The sequence below is a fragment of the Mesorhizobium sp. LNHC209A00 genome (assembly GCF_000502915.1).
Taxonomy (GTDB): domain Bacteria; phylum Pseudomonadota; class Alphaproteobacteria; order Rhizobiales; family Rhizobiaceae; genus Mesorhizobium.
On sequence record NZ_AYWT01000003.1, the window covers coordinates 464,544 to 480,795 of the forward strand.

The 16,252-nt window shown below is 62.6% G+C and carries 13 protein-coding genes and 2 pseudogenes; 6 read left to right on the forward strand and 9 right to left on the reverse strand.

Annotated features, from left to right (window positions below):
* Positions 1–20 precede the first annotated feature (20 nt).
* The gene (locus X739_RS156120) at positions 21–578 is read left to right on the forward strand and encodes a sugar O-acetyltransferase (RefSeq protein ID WP_023794061.1); all 558 of its coding nucleotides are present in this window, start codon (positions 21–23) and stop codon (positions 576–578) included.
* On the opposite strand, the gene X739_RS156115 is transcribed toward X739_RS156120, so the two are convergent.
* The gene (locus X739_RS156115) at positions 565–1,593 is read right to left on the reverse strand and encodes a helix-turn-helix domain-containing protein (RefSeq protein WP_023770327.1); all 1,029 of its coding nucleotides are present in this window, start codon (positions 1,591–1,593) and stop codon (positions 565–567) included. The two genes, X739_RS156120 and X739_RS156115, sit on opposite strands and share 14 nt — an antisense overlap.
* A gap of 125 nt (positions 1,594–1,718) precedes the next feature.
* On the opposite strand from X739_RS156115, the gene X739_RS156110 reads away from it, so the two are divergent.
* The gene (locus tag X739_RS156110; RefSeq protein ID WP_023770326.1) at positions 1,719–2,363 is read left to right on the forward strand and encodes a cysteine hydrolase family protein; all 645 of its coding nucleotides are present in this window, start codon (positions 1,719–1,721) and stop codon (positions 2,361–2,363) included.
* Between the two features lie 63 nt (positions 2,364–2,426).
* On the opposite strand, the gene X739_RS156105 is transcribed toward X739_RS156110, so the two are convergent.
* The 8 genes and pseudogenes from X739_RS156105 to X739_RS0133985 all read right to left on the reverse strand — a co-directional run.
* A complete protein-coding gene (locus X739_RS156105) occupies positions 2,427–4,106 on the reverse strand; it encodes a formate--tetrahydrofolate ligase (RefSeq protein WP_023794064.1) in 1,680 nt (559 codons plus the stop codon).
* Between the two features lie 312 nt (positions 4,107–4,418).
* Positions 4,419–5,543: a DUF2333 family protein gene (locus X739_RS156100; RefSeq protein ID WP_023770324.1), complete on the reverse strand. Its 1,125-nt coding sequence runs from the start codon at positions 5,541–5,543 to the stop codon at positions 4,419–4,421.
* A gap of 103 nt (positions 5,544–5,646) precedes the next feature.
* Complete coding sequence (locus X739_RS156095) at positions 5,647–6,948, reverse strand: DUF6638 family protein (RefSeq protein ID WP_023794066.1); 1,302 nt, start codon at positions 6,946–6,948, stop codon at positions 5,647–5,649.
* Positions 6,949–7,085: 137 nt separating this feature from the next.
* Positions 7,086–9,004: pseudogene (locus tag X739_RS01000000165920) on the reverse strand (ATP-binding protein).
* Positions 9,005–9,028: 24 nt separating this feature from the next.
* Positions 9,029–10,174, reverse strand: coding sequence for a hypothetical protein (locus tag X739_RS156090; protein WP_023794068.1), 1,146 nt, complete (start codon positions 10,172–10,174; stop codon positions 9,029–9,031).
* Between the two features lie 40 nt (positions 10,175–10,214).
* Entirely contained in the window at positions 10,215–11,303 is a 1,089-nt protein-coding gene (locus X739_RS156085; protein ID WP_023781403.1) for a hypothetical protein, read from the reverse strand.
* A 319-nt stretch (positions 11,304–11,622) separates the two neighbouring features.
* Positions 11,623–12,012, reverse strand: coding sequence for a cytochrome c family protein (locus tag X739_RS156080; protein ID WP_023770321.1), 390 nt, complete (start codon positions 12,010–12,012; stop codon positions 11,623–11,625).
* Between the two features lie 129 nt (positions 12,013–12,141).
* Positions 12,142–12,606 (reverse strand): annotated as a pseudogene (locus tag X739_RS0133985) (thymidine kinase); the annotation flags it as partial.
* Between the two features lie 22 nt (positions 12,607–12,628).
* On the opposite strand from X739_RS0133985, the gene X739_RS1000000170335 reads away from it, so the two are divergent.
* The 4 genes from X739_RS1000000170335 to choV all read left to right on the forward strand — a co-directional run bounded on the left by X739_RS1000000170335 (position 12,629) and on the right by choV (position 16,229).
* Positions 12,629–12,922 (forward strand): hypothetical protein, encoded by a 294-nt coding sequence (locus tag X739_RS1000000170335; protein WP_031251988.1) that lies wholly within the window; start codon positions 12,629–12,631, stop codon positions 12,920–12,922.
* 202 nt (positions 12,923–13,124) lie between these two features.
* Positions 13,125–14,060 carry a choline ABC transporter substrate-binding protein gene (locus tag X739_RS156075; RefSeq protein WP_023781406.1) on the forward strand — a complete coding sequence of 312 codons (936 nt, stop codon included), beginning with the start codon at positions 13,125–13,127 and terminating at the stop codon, positions 14,058–14,060.
* Positions 14,061–14,196: 136 nt separating this feature from the next.
* Positions 14,197–15,051, forward strand: coding sequence for a choline ABC transporter permease subunit (gene choW, locus X739_RS156070; RefSeq protein WP_023794072.1), 855 nt, complete (start codon positions 14,197–14,199; stop codon positions 15,049–15,051).
* Positions 15,048–16,229 (forward strand): choline ABC transporter ATP-binding protein, encoded by a 1,182-nt coding sequence (choV, locus tag X739_RS156065; protein ID WP_023770318.1) that lies wholly within the window; start codon positions 15,048–15,050, stop codon positions 16,227–16,229. The genes choW and choV overlap by 4 nt, the downstream gene beginning before the upstream one ends.
* The last annotated feature ends 23 nt before the right edge of the window (positions 16,230–16,252 follow it).

The following is a 16,252-nucleotide window of genomic DNA, read 5'->3' on the forward strand; positions in this document are numbered from 1 at the left end:
TAAAAAACGAAGGCACTGCCATGGTTCAAAGCGAACGCGCTAAAATGGCTGATGGTGAATGGTATGCGTGCCTGGACGACGATCTTGGCGCGTTGCGCGGCGTGGCAGCGGATGCGGTGTTCGAGCACAATACGCTGCCGCTTCGTCAACGCGGGAACCTCGGGCCGGCCCTGCGGGCGCTGCTGGGCGGCGTGGGCGAGGGTGCCCGCATCGAGGCGCCGTTCCATTGCGCCTACGGCTTCAACATCTTTCTCGGCCCCGGCACCTTCCTCAATGCCGGCTGCATCATTCTTGACACCGCACCGGTGCGCCTCGGCAAGGGGACGCTGCTTGGCCCCAATGTGCAGATCTATTGCGCCGAGCACCATAAGGAGGCGGCAGGGCGGCAGGCGGGACTGGAGATCGCCAGGCCGGTCACGATCGGCGACAATGCCTGGATCGGCGGCAGCGCGGTCATCCTTGGCGGCGTCAGCATCGGCGAGGGCGCCATCGTCGGCGCCGGGGCGGTGGTGACGCACGACGTGGCGGCACACACGACCGTGGTCGGCAATCCGGCGCGGGTGGTCAGCCGGGGCTGAGCGCGCTTGCGTGCCCAATCGATTCAGCCGGCAGGCGCGCCCTGCGCTCGCCGACACCGGCCCGCCTGGAAAACTCGCGCCTGTATTGCACCGGCGATGTCCTTAGCCTCGCGGCGAAATGTTGGCGCAAGGATGTTGCGCTGCCGAAGCCGGCCTCGAAGGCGACCATGTCCACCGGCTTGTCCGTCGTCTCCAGCAGCCTCTGCGCCAGCGTGATGCGCTGGTCGGCCAGCCAGTCGCCGAAGCTGGTACCTGTCGTCTTCTGGAAACGGCGGGTAAAGGTGCGGCGGGTGAGACCGGCTGCGTCAGCGACGCTATCGAGACCGTGCGGTTCGTCGAGGGTCGCGCGCACCTTGTCGAGAGCCTGGGTAAAGCGGTCGGCGGCCGGGCTCGGCGCCACCGGGCGCTCGATGAACTGCGCCTGCCCGCCCTGCCGGTGCGGTGAAAGCACAATGTGCCGGGCGAGCCGCAGTGCCGCCTCGGCGCCATAGCGGGCGCGCACGATGTGCAGGCAGCAGTCGAGCCCCGCGGCGACGCCGGCGGAGGTGATGATGTCGCCGCCGTCGACGTAGAGCACGTCCGCATCGACCGAAATGTCGGGATGGAGAGCCTGTAGCTGATCCGTATAGGCCCAATGCGTGGTCGCCTTCCGTCCCGAAAGCAGGCCGGCGGCGGCGATGGCAAAGGTGCCGAGGCAGAGCCCCACGATCAGCGCGCCGCGCCGGTGGGCACGGCCGAGCGCATCCTCGAGCGGTTTGGCAAGAGGCGCTCCGAGATCCTTCCAACTCGGGATGATGACGATATCGGCGTCTTGGAGCGCGGCAAGCCCATGCGGGACCAGGACGCTCAATCCGGCGTCGGTCTGGATCAACCCTTCTTCCAGCCCGCAGACTCGGAAGTCGAAGCGCGGCAGGCCGAGCCTGGTGCGGTCGGCGCCGAACACCAGGCACGGGACGGAGAGATGGAACGGGCTGATGCCGTCGAAGGCGAGGACGGCGATGATGGGGGCGGTCATGAGGCGTTTCCAGTTTGTAAGAGGATTGTCCCAATTCTTTCGGATGATGTCAATCGGGCCACTGTCGGCGCCTAGGCCAGCAGGCTATTTTCGGCCCATCGCCTTCAAGCCTGAAAGGAAACATCATGTCTGCCCCAGCCAACACCGCGGCACGCCGCGCGCTGATCGTCGTCGACGTCCAGAATGACTATGACGGCGGTAACCTGGCCATCCAGCATCCGCCGTTCCGCGACAGCGTCGTCAACGTGACGCGCGCCATGGATGCCGCATCGGCAGCAGGCATCAAGGTCGTGGTCGTCAAGCAGATGGCGCCCGAGATGTCGCCGATCTTCGCCCTGGGCAGCCATGGAGGCGAACTGCATCCCGAGATCGCCAGGCGTGGCCGCAACCATTATGTCGAGAAGAATTTGCCGAGCGCGTTCACCGGCACCGACCTCGAGGACTGGTTGCGCGCCAACGCCATCGATACGATCGCGGTCGTCGGCTACATGACGCATAATTGCGACCTGTCGACCATCATCCATGCCGTGCACATGGGCTTCGCGGTCGAGTTCCTGTCCGACGCGACCGGTTCGGTGCCTTATGCCAACAGCGCCGGCTACGCCTCCGCGGAGGAGATCCATCGCGTGGTGAGCATTATCCTGCAGTCGCGCTTCGCCGCGGTGCTCAAGACCGCCGAATGGATCGACTGCCTGAAGACCGGCGCGCTGCCGGAACGCGACACGATCCATGCGTCCAACCAGCGGGCGCTGTCGCGCAGCGCCGCGTAGCACGATCCGCGCAAAGGGCGCCGCAGCGGTGCGGCGCCCTTCTTGTTTTGTCGAGATAAAAGATCAGAACAGGCCTTCGATCTGGCCGGCCTCGTTGAGGAAGATCTTTTCCGACGACGGCTTGCTCGGCAAGCCAGGCATGGTCATGACCTCGCCGCAGATGATGACGACGAAGCCGGCGCCGGCGGACAGCCTGACCTCGCGCACCGGCACGGTGTGGCCGGTCGGCGCGCCGCGCAGGTTCGGGTCGGTCGAGAACGAGTACTGTGTCTTGGCCATGCAGACCGGAAGGTTACCGTAACCGGCATCCTCCCAGGCCTTCAACTGGTCGCGCACCGATTTGTCGGCGATGGCTTCCGAGCCGCGATAGATGCGCTGAACGATAGTGTTGATTTTCTCGAACAGCGGCATGGAGTCGGGATAGAGCGGCGCGAACTGCGAGGCGCCGGATTCGGCGAGCGCCACCACCTTGTTGGCAAGCTCCTCGATGCCGGCGGAGCCGTTGGCCCAGTGCTTGCACAGGATCGCTTCCTCGCCCATCGAGGCGACATAGTCCTTGAGAGCCTGGATCTCGGCATCGGTGTCGGAATAGAAGTGATTGATGGCAACGACCGCCGGGACGCCGAACTGCCTGATGTTCTCGATGTGGCGCCCAAGGTTCGGGCAGCCCTTCCTGACGGCTTCGACATTCTCCTTGCCAAGGTCTTCCTTCTTGACGCCACCATTCATCTTCATGGCGCGCACGGTGGCCACGATAACGGTGGCGGCCGGCTTCAGTCCGGCCTTGCGGCACTTGATGTCGAAGAACTTTTCGGCACCCAGATCAGCACCAAAACCGGCTTCGGTGACGACGTAGTCGGCAAGCTTGAGCGCCGTCGTGGTGGCGACGACCGAATTGCAGCCATGCGCGATGTTGGCGAACGGGCCGCCATGCACGAAGGCCGGGTTGTTCTCCAGCGTCTGCACCAGATTGGGCTGCATGGCGTCCTTGAGCAGGACGGCCATGGCACCGTCGGCCTTGAGGTCGCGGGCATAGACCGCCGACTTGTCGCGGCGATAGGCGACGATGATGTCGCCGAGGCGCTTTTCCAGATCCTTCAGGTCGGTGGAGAGGCAGAGGATCGCCATCACTTCCGAGGCGACGGTGATGTCGAAGCCGGCTTCGCGCGGAAAGCCGTTGGCAACGCCGCCGAGCGAGCAGATGATCTCGCGCAGCGCCCGGTCGTTCATGTCCATGACGCGGCGCCACACCACGCGGCGGGTGTCGATGCCGAGTTCATTGCCCCAGTAGATGTGGTTGTCGATCAGGGCCGACAAAAGGTTGTGCGCCGTGGTGATGGCGTGGAAGTCGCCGGTGAAGTGGAGGTTCATGTCCTCCATCGGCACGACCTGCGCGTAACCGCCGCCGGCGGCACCGCCCTTGACGCCGAAATTCGGGCCGAGCGAAGCTTCACGGATGCAGACGATCGCCTTCTTGCCGATGCGGTTGAGGCCGTCACCGAGGCCGACGGTGGTGGTGGTCTTGCCCTCGCCGGCCGGAGTCGGGTTGATGGCGGTGACCAGGATCAGCCTGCCGTCCTTGTTGCCCTTCACCGACTTGATGAACTCGGCCGAAATCTTGGCCTTGTCGTGGCCGTAGGGCAGCAGATGTTCGGTCGGGATGCCGATCTTCTGGCCGATCTCCTGGATCTGCTTTTTCCTGGCGCCACGCGCGATCTCGATGTCGGACTTCACTTCGGCCATGACGGCGTTCCTCTGGATTGGACGGTGGAGGGGACGGGGTTGATCTTACTCGCAAGAAGGCTGGAGCCGGACGCGCGGGGCATCTAACCCTGTCGCAGCGGCGGCGTCAACTTTCATGCAACTATGTTTCCTATAGAGAAAATTCCTCTGCGGCGGGCCGACCTATCCCCGGTTCTTTATGGCTCCGCTTGCCGCGCCGTATAGAAGCCAGAGCAGGGGCGCTTCCGCCGTCTCAAAACAGCCGCACAATGCACGGAATGCGACAGACGCGACGACGCAAATCCGCCATCGCGAGTGTTGCTGTGGGCAGCGCTACTGCGTCAGCACGTTGCTGATTTCGACCATGTTCGAGCGCACCCGAAGCACGTAGAAGCCCATCGTCGTCAGATGGGTGGGCAGCAGCCAGCCGTCCTCGCGGCCATTGGCGATGATGAAGGGCTGGATGCGCAAGGCCGACACGAACTGCGCGTCCATCGTGTCCCACAGGCTCTGCAGGTGCTTTTCCTTGATGACGTCCTCGAAGTCGGCCTGGGCACCCTTCATCAGGCCGTAATAGGCATAGAGCTGGCCATAGGCGAACCAGTAGCGGTCGTCGGCGCGAGTATCGAACCAGCCATTGTTGTGGTTCTCGGCACGCTCCTTGAGGATGGCGGAGGTCGAGCCGATGTCACTGGCAATGCGATCGATATACTGCTTCAGATTGTCGGCGCGGGCATCGAAAGTGGCCTGGCAGGTGGCGAGCCGGGCATTGAACGAACGCAGCTTGCGCACGGCGTCGCGATAGTAGCTCGGCGTCGGTGTCTTCGGTCCAAACGGGCTCACGCCGAAATACCAGGTATACTCGTCGAACTGCAGATTGCCGCGCGCGTCCTGCAGGTCGGCATCGATCTGCGAGGTGGTGCGCACGCGGCCGAGATTGTCGGCAAGCTCGGTCGCCGTGCGTCGCACCGCCTGGTTGATGCCGCGCTGGAAAGAGGCCTTGTTGTCCATCCACGGGGTGTTGTCCCAGTCGATGCCGAACAGGCCGAGCTTGTAGAGGATCATCGACGAGATCCAGGCATTCTGGTTGACGTTGAAGTCAGTCAGGTCCGCCGCCACCTGGGCGATGCCGGAGTTGCCGCAAGTCTTGGCCGTGTCGGTGCCGGCGCCGGCGGACACCTGCTCACCGGCGGAAACGTTGCGCTTCTCGAACGTGTAGGTGTCGGGATAGTTCGGATTGAACTTGTTCCACCACTGGGTGGCGTAGAAGAAGTTGGCGTAAAGGCCGATCAGCACCAAAAGAGCCAGCCCGACCACGGCCTTCAGGATCCAGCCGCGTTGCGTGTACCAGCGGCCGGCCCACATGAAGGGCCACAGGATCACGCCGATCAGAAGGCCGATGCCGCGGCCGATCCACTGGAACAGCCTGACGAAGAAGTTCACGATCGGGTCGAGCATGGCTGTATCACCCCCTCGGCACGATGCCAAAAAGTTGCAGACTTTTTGGATAACATCATGCACCAAAACAACAAGTTAGAACGGAATGACGGTTCATATCGTTCTAGTCGGTCAGGCCGTAGAGGCGTGTGCGAAACGCCGCCTTTTCCTTCAAATATGTGGTTTTCAGAACGTCCACAACATGCGATCGCCAGGCGTCGCTGAAGCCGTCATAGTCCTTGTAGAAGCCGTCCTTGTTGAAGATATAGCGGGACACGAAGTCCGACGGCACGAAATCCGAGATCAGCCGGTTGGTCAGCCAGGCGTCGGGATGGTCAGGCTTGGCGCGGACCACCAGGAAGCGCTGTTGCGGGAAGACGTCCTCGATCTTGAGGTGGCCGAGCTGGGCAATCTCGCGCTTGGCGGCGTTGAGGAAGGGAAAATTGCCGTCCCTGGTGATCAGGTCGGCATGGCTCTGGATCCAGGTCTGCAGCCAGACCTTGTCGACATCGGTCAAATTGCGGTTCGGCTCGGCGTCGCGGATCAGCGCGCGCACCACCATTTCGGCGCGGTGCTCGAGATAGCCCGAGGTTTCGATCCAGGAGGCGCGCGGCAGTTCGATGCGGCCGGTGGCGGCGAGGAATTTGAACACCTTGTCGGCGTCCTTGATGGAGAGATAGCTCACCTGCCAGGGCCGCGAGCGGCGGAAACCGGGGGCGGCCGGATCGCTGATCACCGTCGTCATGTCGGGATCGACGAACACGTAGAGGCCGCCGAAATGGCTGGTCCAGTAGGCGTTGTGGCGGAAGATCACCTGGTCGGGCACCAGCGCGTTCTCTCTGATGTCGCCGCAGATCTTGGCAAGTTCCACCATGCGGGTCAGCATGGCATTGTCGCGCCAGGCGTCGGGCTCCTGCTTCAGCCGGTCGACGAGCTTGCCGAGTTCAGCAGCCTTGCCCAACACGTCCTCGGCCGACAGCACCTTGAACTCGACCTGGCTGATCGACAGCAGGTCCTCGATGTCGTTCACCTTGGGAACGGAATCCTCGATCTCGCCGTAGATCACGTCCTTGATGGTCAGCGCGTCTATGGCGCGCTGGTTCGTGGACATGAATTCGAACATCAACTGCGAGGTGTTCGAGAAGGCCGTGTGCACCACCGGCAGGTCTATCTGCGAAGGCGTCAGGATGATGAAGCGGCGGTTGACCTCGTTGGGATCGAGATAATCGTGGTCGCCGCATTCCTCCGCAACTTCAGGAGAAAAGCCGGTGCGGTCGATCTGGAAGCTCTTCAACTTTGTCGGCTTGAGACCGAAAGCCGTCAGCGCCTTGTTGTAGCGCTGGATGAGATGCGGCTCGTCGACCGTGAGCAGCCGCCCATAGATGAGCTCGTTGTCACGGAGAAGGTCGGGTTTGCGGACGGTCATGTCAAAGAATCCGAAAGGCTTTGCCTGACAAGGCGAAGCGCCAACGTTGACGTCCCCCTCTCCCCGTGAAGGACGGGGAGAGGGGGGCATCGACGTTGGAGCCACAGTTTTCGGCACCCGTGGGCAACGAAGCAAATTCACGCATTCCACAGACCCTTCTTCTTCATCTCCTCCATCTCACGCGCCGCGCGTTCGCGCAGCCTTGCGTCGCGCAGCAGCTTCTCCACCGTGGCATCGTCGGACTTGTCGGAATAGCGGAACTCGGAATCGGCGTAACGGTTGATCTCCTGCATGACCATGTCCATCGAGAACGGCCCGCGTAATTCCTCGATCATCGCTTTCTTGTCGTCGTAGCCCTTGTGCATGAAGGCTTCCGGCTTTTCGAACCAGTCGTCGGGAAGCTCGATGTCCATGGCACGCATCTTGATGGCGTCGGTGACGTTCTTGATGGNTTGATGGCGCGGCCGGTGAAGCGCGGCTCGGCATCCTTGATCAGGTGCAGGTAGGTGCCAATGTCGGCCATGGTCTTGGGCGCGCCATTTTCCTTCATATAGCGCTCGTAGACCCTCACCAGTCCGTCCTCCCGCGGCTTTTCATGCTCTTCATAGGCCTCGGTCACGGCGCGCTGGATCTCCTGCGCGGCGTAGAGCTCGTGCTTGCCCAGGGGGATTTCGTGATTCTTGCCGGCGAGCAGCACAAAAATGTCGATATAGTCGTCGCGGGTCTGCGGCCCGTCGACCAGCCAGCGGGCGCCGGCGCGCTGGCGCAGGGCATCGTCGACATTCTCGGGATAGTTGGAAAACATGCCGAACGAGCAATTGCCGCGCACCACGGTGGCAGCACCGGCGAAGGCGTCCATCAGCACGCCGGTGATCTCCTGCTGGCCGGCCGAGGCGCGATCGTCGGAACGGCGGGCGGCCACCTGGTCGATGTCGTCGATGGTACCGAAGCCGATGACGCGCGGGTTCAGGACATTGTTGATGAACTGGCGGCAGTTCTGGCCCGACTTGCCCTGGTAGGACGAAATCTGGTCGACGCCGAAATTTTCATAGGCAAAAGGGTAGCCGGCGACCTGGCAATAGCCGTTGACGAGGCCGGCGATCATCTGGATCAGCGTCGTCTTGCCGGTGCCGGGCGCGCCGTCGCCGATGAAGGTGAACAGGAAGCCGCCGAGCTCGACGAACGGGTTCAGTTCACGCTCGAAATCATAGGCCATCAGCATCTTGGCGAGCTTGACCGACTGGTATTTGGCGATGTGGTTGCCGACGACCTCTTCCGGCTTCTTGAAGGTCATCACCAGCGGCTTGGAGCGCTTGCCGGGCGCGACGTCGAAGCCGTCGAGGGTGAAGTCGTCGGCGTCGATGCGGATATGGGCGTTCTCGAATGGGCCGATGCCGTCGAAGCGGCTTTTGCGCGCCAAAAGCCCGTCGATGGCGACGCGGGCGAAGGCGCGCGACCTGGTCATTAGGTCGGTGTCGTCGGATGCGCCGGTAACCGCCTTGTCGAGACCGGCCAGGATCGACTTCACCGCATCCTGTGGCGTGTCGAAGAGAAAATCCGGCTCGGGGATGTCGTTGGGCGCCTCGCCATCGCTGTCGATGAGCTGGAACAGATAGGACACCAGGCTGAAGGCCGAGATGTAAGCCGAAGCCGACAGAAGCTTCTTGAAGGTGGACGCGTCCTCGCCCTCAAGTGGCGCGCGGACATTCCTGGCCTGAAGGCTTTCGAGATCGGAGCCTTCGGCGAAGACGTCCGATACCGCCAGCGCAATTGCCGTGCCGCGCCTGGCGCGAAACAAAAGCGTGTGCTGCGGGATGGTCAGCAACTGGTCGTCGGGATGAACGGCGCCGACCGTCTTCGACAGCTCGACCTCGCGGGTGCGGCGCACCGAACCGACCGAAACGGTGGAGACGAAGCGACGGTTGGTGCCGGCCAATGCCGTGCCGGATTCGCGTGATGGATCCTCCAGCACGACGATGCGGGTGATGAAGCTCTGCGCGGTGGCGCGGTGTTTTTCGACAGCCGCTTCCGGGATGGTGGTCAGGCCGGTGTCCATGAAGGGTGCTCCGTGGTGTGACGGTCAGACGTCTGAGATGACCTGCCCATTCGACAGGATGTGAACCTTGTAGCCGCCAAAGATCTTCTGTGCTTCGCCGGCGGCGTAAAGCGCCTGGTAGGCTTCGTGCGGGATCAGCGCGTGGTTTTCATAGCTCGACACGCCCTGGCGCGCGGCTTCCAGGTCGTCGGTGTTGATGAAGAATTCCTGCGTCGTCTTCTCGCTGGAGAACAGGCCCTTGCGGCCGGGCTTCTCGCCCTTGGAATAGACTTCCTGGATGGTCCAGGTCAAAAGCCAGGCATTTTCGGGCTTGCGCACCTTGGCCAGCACTTCCGTCACCGTCGAATTGTTGTCGGTGATGCCTGCCGAGTAGAAGGGGCCAAGTACCACCCGCCTCAGCTGCTTGGGGTGCAATGGCTCGAAATCCTTGTCGAGATTGACCGCGATGGTCGCCGGCGACAACGTATAGGCCGAATTCTTCTCGGTGAAATCGTCGAAGCGGTGGGCAAGCTCGGGGTTGAGCAGGCCGTCGACGGGCAGCGGAATGTCGACCTTGTCATTGAGCTTGCCGCTCCGGTCGACAAGCTGGCGGACCATGCTTTCCGAGGAATCCTCCACCGTCACCATGTAGACCAGCGGCAGGTTGGCGCTGCCGTCGAAGGTTGCCCAGTGGACGAGATAATAAGGCCGCGCCGTCTTCGGATTGACCGACACCTTGGCCGTCTGCGCCAGCGTGAACGGACCGAAGGTCTGCTCGCTCTTGACGTCTTCGAGATAGAGTCGCTCGGCCATCGATTTCTGCAGCGCCTCGGGGAACTCCTTGTGGCGCAGGATGAAGTCGGCCATCTCCTCACGCAGCTCGCCGGCCTGGGGGATGTTGGCGAGCCGCGCGTCGGCCTGCAGGCGGTCGTTTTCCAGTTCAAGCAGGTTCTGGAACACCGGGTAGCCGCTCTCGGCGCGCGAAATGCGGAATGTATCCATGAAGCCCAGCCGGTTGCGCCAGCAGGAAAAGGACTTGTCGAGCCGAGCGATGTACTCGGCAACGATCTTGGCGACGATGCCGTGCCGGTAAAGCGGCGAGCGGTCGTCGCGCATGAACACTTCAAGGCCGCTGAGCGCGGCCGTGATTGCCGAGAAATACCGGGCCGCGGCGTCGTTTTCGGGGGTCATGCTATCAGTCCTGGGATTGTCGCACGGGTGCGCGCGGCAATTATGACTGCACGTAGTTGGCCGAATTGTGCTTCTTCAGCACCTCGTCGAAGCGGCGGGCAAAGGCATCGTCGGCCAGCTTCTTGCGGCGCTGGATGTCGGCGCTGGCGACCATGTTCTTTTCGTGCATCTCCAAGAGATCGCCGATGTGCTTCTGCGAGGCGGCGCCGATGCCGGCCATGGTTTCCTCGGCCGTGTTGTCGACCTGGCTGCCCAGCGTGTTGATCTTGTGGGCAACGTCCTGCTGGGCGGCGGTCTTCAGCGAGTCCTCGAGCGCCTTGTAGAGCACGATGCGCTGTTCGGTATCGATGGTCAGCTTGTTGATCAGCGTCGACTGCGCGGCGATCTGGTTGTTGAGCGAATCGACGAAGGTCTGGAACATCGAGGTATAGCGCTCCAGCGTCTGGCTTTCGGCCAGCAGTTCCTGTTCCTTGGCCTGCTTTTCATTGTATTCGGTGGCGAGCTTGGAACGCTCGCCCTCGAGCTGCGTGCGGTCCTTCTGGCTGGTCGAGGCGGCGATCCTGTTTTCGATGTCGAGCAGCATCGGATTGAGCTCCTCGATGCGCTTCTGCACGGTTTCGAGGTTGGTCATGGTGGTCTTGCGGCGCTCGATCACCTGCGACAGGCTGGCCTCGGAGGTCTTGTAGCGCTGGTCGAGAATTTCCTTCTGCGCCTTCAATATGCCGACGATGGTATCGGACTTGGCCAGCAGCTCCTGCAGGTTGCCGGCGAGCGACATGTTGCGGACGCGGTCGGTGCGCATGCGCTGCTTGCGCTGCGCCGAAAAAACGCCGACGAAGTTTTCCCAGCCGGTATAGTTCTTCATGCTCTCGAACTCGGCGCCGAAGACGTTGGTGGCGTCCTCCAGCCCGATGATCAGGTCGGCGATGTTGCCTTCCATCACCTTCTGCTGTTTCAGTACATCCTCGATGCGGGCGTTCTCGATGTCGAAATTGGCGTCGCCGATCTTCTTGTCGGCGGTTGCGAGCGTGTCGAGCACGGTTCCGGATTGCTCGATCTTGGTGCGCATGTCCTGGACGACCTGCTTGGTCTTGGCAATTTCGGCATCGAAATTCTGCAATGTCGCCATAGGGGCCTCCCGCTTCGGCTTCCGCTCGCTGGTTGCGAACAGCGGCGAATATATGTGGGGTATCTGGGGATTGAAAGACGTGAAGACAGTGCACGACGCGAAAACAAATATCCGGCCGAACCCTTGAAAGCCAATGGAGCCGTGGTCATGGCGTGATCAACTGGCAGGCCGAACCTTGTTCAGCTGATTTTGAACTTTGATGCCGGCAAAGCAATCAGTCCACGCGGAAGCGAATGGCTCCTAACCCCGACAACAACTGGCCATTTGCAGCCCCACACGGCGGCGCAAGTCCGCCCGTCCGACGACGAACGGCGTCTGCTCAGGGTTTGGGGTCGGCCTTCAGATAGGCGATGACGTTGGCGATGTCGTCGTCATTGTTGAGGCCGCCAAAGGCCATCCTGTTGCCGGGCACCTTCAGCTTTGGCGATCTGAGGTATTCGGCAAGATTTGCCTCGTCCCAGACTAGACCGGCAGCCCCCGCGCTTTTCATGGCGTCCGAATAATGGCCGAGGAAGCTTTCGGCGGTTCCCGCCTTGCGGCCGACGACGCCCATCAGATGCGGGCCGACCTTGTCGCGGTCGGTCGCCGCCTCATGGCAGGCCATGCATCGGTTAAAAACATGTTTGCCCAGCACAGGGTCGCCCCCGGCCTGGGCGGTAACGGAGGTGGCAAGCAGAAGAAGGCTGGCGGACAAGACGGCTCGAAGCATGGCTGACCCCGGGAAGCTCTGACTGAGGACGGGAAAATAGGGCGCTGACCTTAACAAAGGCACCATAGAACGGCGCGACTGCAAGGGGTGGCAGCCGGCTACCAGACGCCGACGCCCCAGCGAGCCACTTCAGCGGCTGATAAAGCCGATGAAGTCGTCGGGGGCCGCGCGGCCCATTTCCTCTTCCCAATGCCGGCGGCAGAGCGAGACGTAGACATCCTTGCCGATCGCCACCTGTTCGCCCTGCCGGGCCACCTTGCCGTCGGGACCGAGGCGCACGACCATCGTCGCCTTGCGGCCGCAGCGGCAGATGGTGCGCACTTCGCGCAGATCGTCGGCGATCGCCAGCAGCGCGCGCGAGCCGGGAAACAGCTTGCCCTGAAAATCGGTGCGCAGGCCATAGCACATGACCGGGATGTTGAGCCGGTCGGCGATGCGGGCAAGCTGCCAGACCTGCTCCTCCTCCAGGAACTGCGCCTCGTCGACAAAGACGCAATGTACCGCCGTGTGCTGGTGATGCTCGGCGACGCGGGCGAACAGGTCGTCGCCGTCGCGGAACATCTCGGCTTCCGTTTCCAGACCGATNCTCGTCGACGAAGACGCAATGCACCGATGTATGCGCGTGGTGATCGGCGACGCGGGCGAACAGATCGTCACCGTCGCGGAACATGTCGGCTTCCGTCTCCAGGCCGATGCGCGACGAGATCAGGCCGGTATCGCCCTTGCGGTAATGGCCGGCGACGAACAGCATCGTGCCCATGCCGCGCTCGCGATAATTGTACGACGCCTGCAACAGCATGGTCGTCTTGCCGGCATTCATCGTCGCGTAGTGGAAGTAAAGCTTGGCCATGCCGCCCTTTTAAGCCGACTTGCCACGCCTCGGGGAGGGGCCGGCGCCGCATTCCCCTGAAAAAGCCGCCGTTGCCGAGCCAGATTGGGCTTGGGCTCGGCACGGAAAGCGTCAGCGGTGTCGCTGATGGGCCAGCCAGCGCCGTTGATCGTGATTGTCTTAGCGCTTGAAACCACTCCAGAATGGTGTTTGGCTGACGAAACAAGGCGGGCACAAAAAACGTAACTTCGCTTCGCCAAAGAATCGCAATGGGAGAATACAGATGTCGCGTATGAATTCCTTCGTCGCCGGCCTAGGCTTGGCGGCTTTCCTGTCCACGAGCGCCGCCTTCGCGGGCGATCCGGCAAGCTGCAAGGCGGTTCGCCTCTCCGATGTCGGCTGGACCGACATCCAGGCCACCACCGGGCTGGCCTCGGTGCTGCTCACCGCGCTCGGCTACGAGCCGCAGGTGATCCAGCTCTCGGTTCCGGTGACCTATGCGTCGCTGAAGAACAAGGACCTCGACGTCTTCCTCGGCAACTGGATGCCGTCGATGACCAATGACATCAAGGACTATACGGCCGACGGTTCGGTCGAGACCGTCAGCCAGAACCTGGCCGGCGCCGGTTACGGCATCGTCGTGCCGACCTATGTCGCGGATGCCGGCGTCAAGTCGCTGACCGACCTCGGCAAGTTCAAGGACAAGTTCAATGGCAAGATCTACGGCATCGAGGCCGGCAATGACGGCAATCGCATCATCCTCGACATGATCAAGAACCCGAAGGACAACCTCGACGGGTTCGAACTGGTCGAATCCTCGGAGGCCGGCATGCTGACGCAGGCCGAGCAGTCGATGAAGAGCAATGAGTGGATCGCCTTCCTCGGCTGGACGCCGCATCCGGTGATGGGCGCCATGAAGATCACCTATCTCGACGGCATGGGCGACAGCGGCTTCGGCGCGGCCACCGTCTCGACCAATGTGCGCAAGGGCTACATGACCGAGTGCCCGAATGTCGGCAAGTTCATCGCCAACCTGAAGTTCAATCTGGATATGGAAGGCCAGATGATGGACGCCATCCTGAAGGGCAGCGATGCCAACAAGGTCGCAACCGACTGGTTGAAGAAAAACCCGGATGCGGTCAAGCCCTGGATCGCCGGCGTGACCACCTTCGACGGCGGCGACGCGGCGGCGGCGGTCAAGACCGCGCTCGGAAGCTGAGCCGACTTTTGATTTCGGCGTGACCGAAACAGAGGGCAGCCTTTGTGGAAAAGGCTGCCCTTTTTCGTATCCTGTGACAAGATGACGTCGCGACAGTACGGGGCCGAAGGCAGAGCTCTGGCAAACGAGGGGTGAGATGGATCCGATTTCCAAGTTCATGGTCGATCACAAGATCCCGATCGGCGCCTGGGGAAAGGCGTTCTTCGGCTTCCTTACCGACAATTTCGACACGGTCTTCAGGGCTTTCTCGAATGGCCTCAATTTCCTGCTCGACGGGCTGGTCAACATTCTGCTGATGGTGCCGCCGGTGGTGCTCGCTTTGGTGATTGCCGTCATCGCCTTGCTGCTGCAGCGTTCGCGGCCGCTAGCCATCGGCGTTTTCCTCGGGCTGATCTTCATCATCAACCAGAACCTTTGGAAACAGACGGTGCAGACGCTGGTGCTGGTTGTCGCGGCGGCGGCGGCGGCGATGGCGATCGGCGTGCCGCTCGGCATCTGGGCCGCGCACAAGCCGAAGGTCTATCGCATCATGCTGCCGGTGCTCGATCTGATGCAGACGCTGCCGACCTTCGTCTACCTGATCCCGGTGCTGACGCTGTTCGGTCTTGGCAACGCGCCCGGCCTGATCGTCACCATCATCTTCGTCATCCCGACCGCGGTCCGGCTCACCCATCTCGGCGTCGTCTCGGTACCGAAGTCGATCATCGAGGCCGGCGAGGCCTTCGGCGCCACCAAGAGCCAGCTGTTGTGGAAGGTCGAGCTGCCCTCGGCGCTGCCCACCATCATGGCGGGTTTGACGCAGTCGATCATGCTGTCGCTGTCGATGGTGGTGTTCGCGGCCCTGATCGGCGCCGGCGGGCTCGGCACGGAAATCAACCGGGCGCTCGGTTCGCGCCGCATCGATCTGGGCCTTGAGGCCGGTCTCGCCATCGTCGTGCTCGCCATCGTGCTCGACCGGATGACCCGCATTGGCGTTGGAGGCAAGAAATGACCGTCGCCGTCGATTTCAGGAATGTCGATATCGTCTTCGGCGCCGACCAGGCCGGCTCGCTGGCGATGATCGACAACGGCGCCACCCGGGCCGAAATACTCGAGAAGACTGGCAATGTGCTCGGCTGCGCCGGCGCCAGCCTCACCGTGCATGAAGGCGAGATCTCGGTGCTGATGGGCCTGTCCGGTTCGGGCAAGTCGACGCTGCTTCGCGCGGTCAACCGGCTCAACGTGGTGTCGCGCGGCCAGGTGCTGGTCAAGGACGGTGACCGCACGGTCGATGTCGTCACCTGCGACGAGCCGACCTTGCGGCGGCTGCGGCAGAAGCAGGTGGCGATGGTGTTCCAGCAGTTCGGCCTGCTGCCATGGCGCACGGTGGAGGAGAATGTCGGCCTCGGCCTCGAACTCGCCGGGGTCCCGGATGCAGAGCGCAAGGAGCGGGTGCATCGCCAGCTCAAGCTGGTCAATCTCGACCAATGGTCGAACAAATACGCCCATGAGCTGTCGGGCGGCATGCAGCAGCGCGTCGGCCTGGCACGTGCCTTCGCCACCGAGGCGCCTATCCTGTTGATGGACGAGCCGTTCTCGGCCCTCGACCCGCTGATCCGCACCAAGCTGCAGGACGAACTCTTGCAGCTGCAGGCGGAATTGAAGAAGACCATCATCTTCGTCAGCCACGACCTCGAGGAGGCGCTGAAGATCGGCAGCCACATCACCATCATGGAGGGCGGCCGTATTGTCCAGACCGGCGCGCCGGAAGACATCGTGCTGCGCCCAGCCAACGACTATGTCCGCGACTTTATCGCCAATGTGAACCCGCTCTCGGTGCTGACCGCCTGGAACGTGATGCGCGACCGCCGCGATCTCGAACAGGGCAAGGACGGCTGGGTGTGGCTCGACCGGCGCAAGACGACGCGCTTCAAGATCGACGAGCACGGGCTGGTGGCGGCGGCCGAGCGCGATGGCAAGCCGGCCGTATGGGTGTCCTGCGCCGATGTCGAGAGCCAGCCGGAGGAGTTGGCGCAGGTGTTCTGGGCCAATCCCGGCACCTCGCTCAAGACCGTGATGCTGGCCATGCACCGGTCGCAGACCGCACCCGTGGCGCTGTTCGACGACCAGTCGCGCTTCGTCGGCGCGATCGGCATTCGCGATGTGCTGAGCGCGGTGCTGCGGCGCTGATGCATGTCGCCCAACCGTGACCT

Excerpts from the sequence above, each read along its gene's own strand:
- X739_RS156075 (WP_023781406.1), top strand. The coding sequence starts at position 13,125 with ATGTCGCGTATGAATTCCTTCGTCGCCGGCCTAGGCTTGGCGGCTTTC.
- X739_RS156115 (WP_023770327.1), bottom strand. The coding sequence starts at position 1,593 with ATGACCGCCCCCATCATCGCCGTCCTCGCCTTCGACGGCATCAGCCCG.
- X739_RS156120 (WP_023794061.1), top strand. The coding sequence starts at position 21 with ATGGTTCAAAGCGAACGCGCTAAAATGGCTGATGGTGAATGGTATGCG.
- X739_RS156100 (WP_023770324.1), bottom strand. The coding sequence starts at position 5,543 with ATGCTCGACCCGATCGTGAACTTCTTCGTCAGGCTGTTCCAGTGGATC.
- X739_RS156080 (WP_023770321.1), bottom strand. The coding sequence starts at position 12,012 with ATGCTTCGAGCCGTCTTGTCCGCCAGCCTTCTTCTGCTTGCCACCTCC.
- X739_RS156110 (WP_023770326.1), top strand. The coding sequence starts at position 1,719 with ATGTCTGCCCCAGCCAACACCGCGGCACGCCGCGCGCTGATCGTCGTC.
- X739_RS156090 (WP_023794068.1), bottom strand. The coding sequence starts at position 10,174 with ATGACCCCCGAAAACGACGCCGCGGCCCGGTATTTCTCGGCAATCACG.
- X739_RS156095 (WP_023794066.1), bottom strand. The coding sequence starts at position 6,948 with ATGACCGTCCGCAAACCCGACCTTCTCCGTGACAACGAGCTCATCTAT.
- X739_RS1000000170335 (WP_031251988.1), top strand. The coding sequence starts at position 12,629 with ATGCGCGTGGTGATCGGCGACGCGGGCGAACAGATCGTCACCGTCGCG.
- choW (WP_023794072.1), top strand. The coding sequence starts at position 14,197 with ATGGATCCGATTTCCAAGTTCATGGTCGATCACAAGATCCCGATCGGC.
- X739_RS156105 (WP_023794064.1), bottom strand. The coding sequence starts at position 4,106 with ATGGCCGAAGTGAAGTCCGACATCGAGATCGCGCGTGGCGCCAGGAAA.
- X739_RS156085 (WP_023781403.1), bottom strand. The coding sequence starts at position 11,303 with ATGGCGACATTGCAGAATTTCGATGCCGAAATTGCCAAGACCAAGCAG.
- choV (WP_023770318.1), top strand. The coding sequence starts at position 15,048 with ATGACCGTCGCCGTCGATTTCAGGAATGTCGATATCGTCTTCGGCGCC.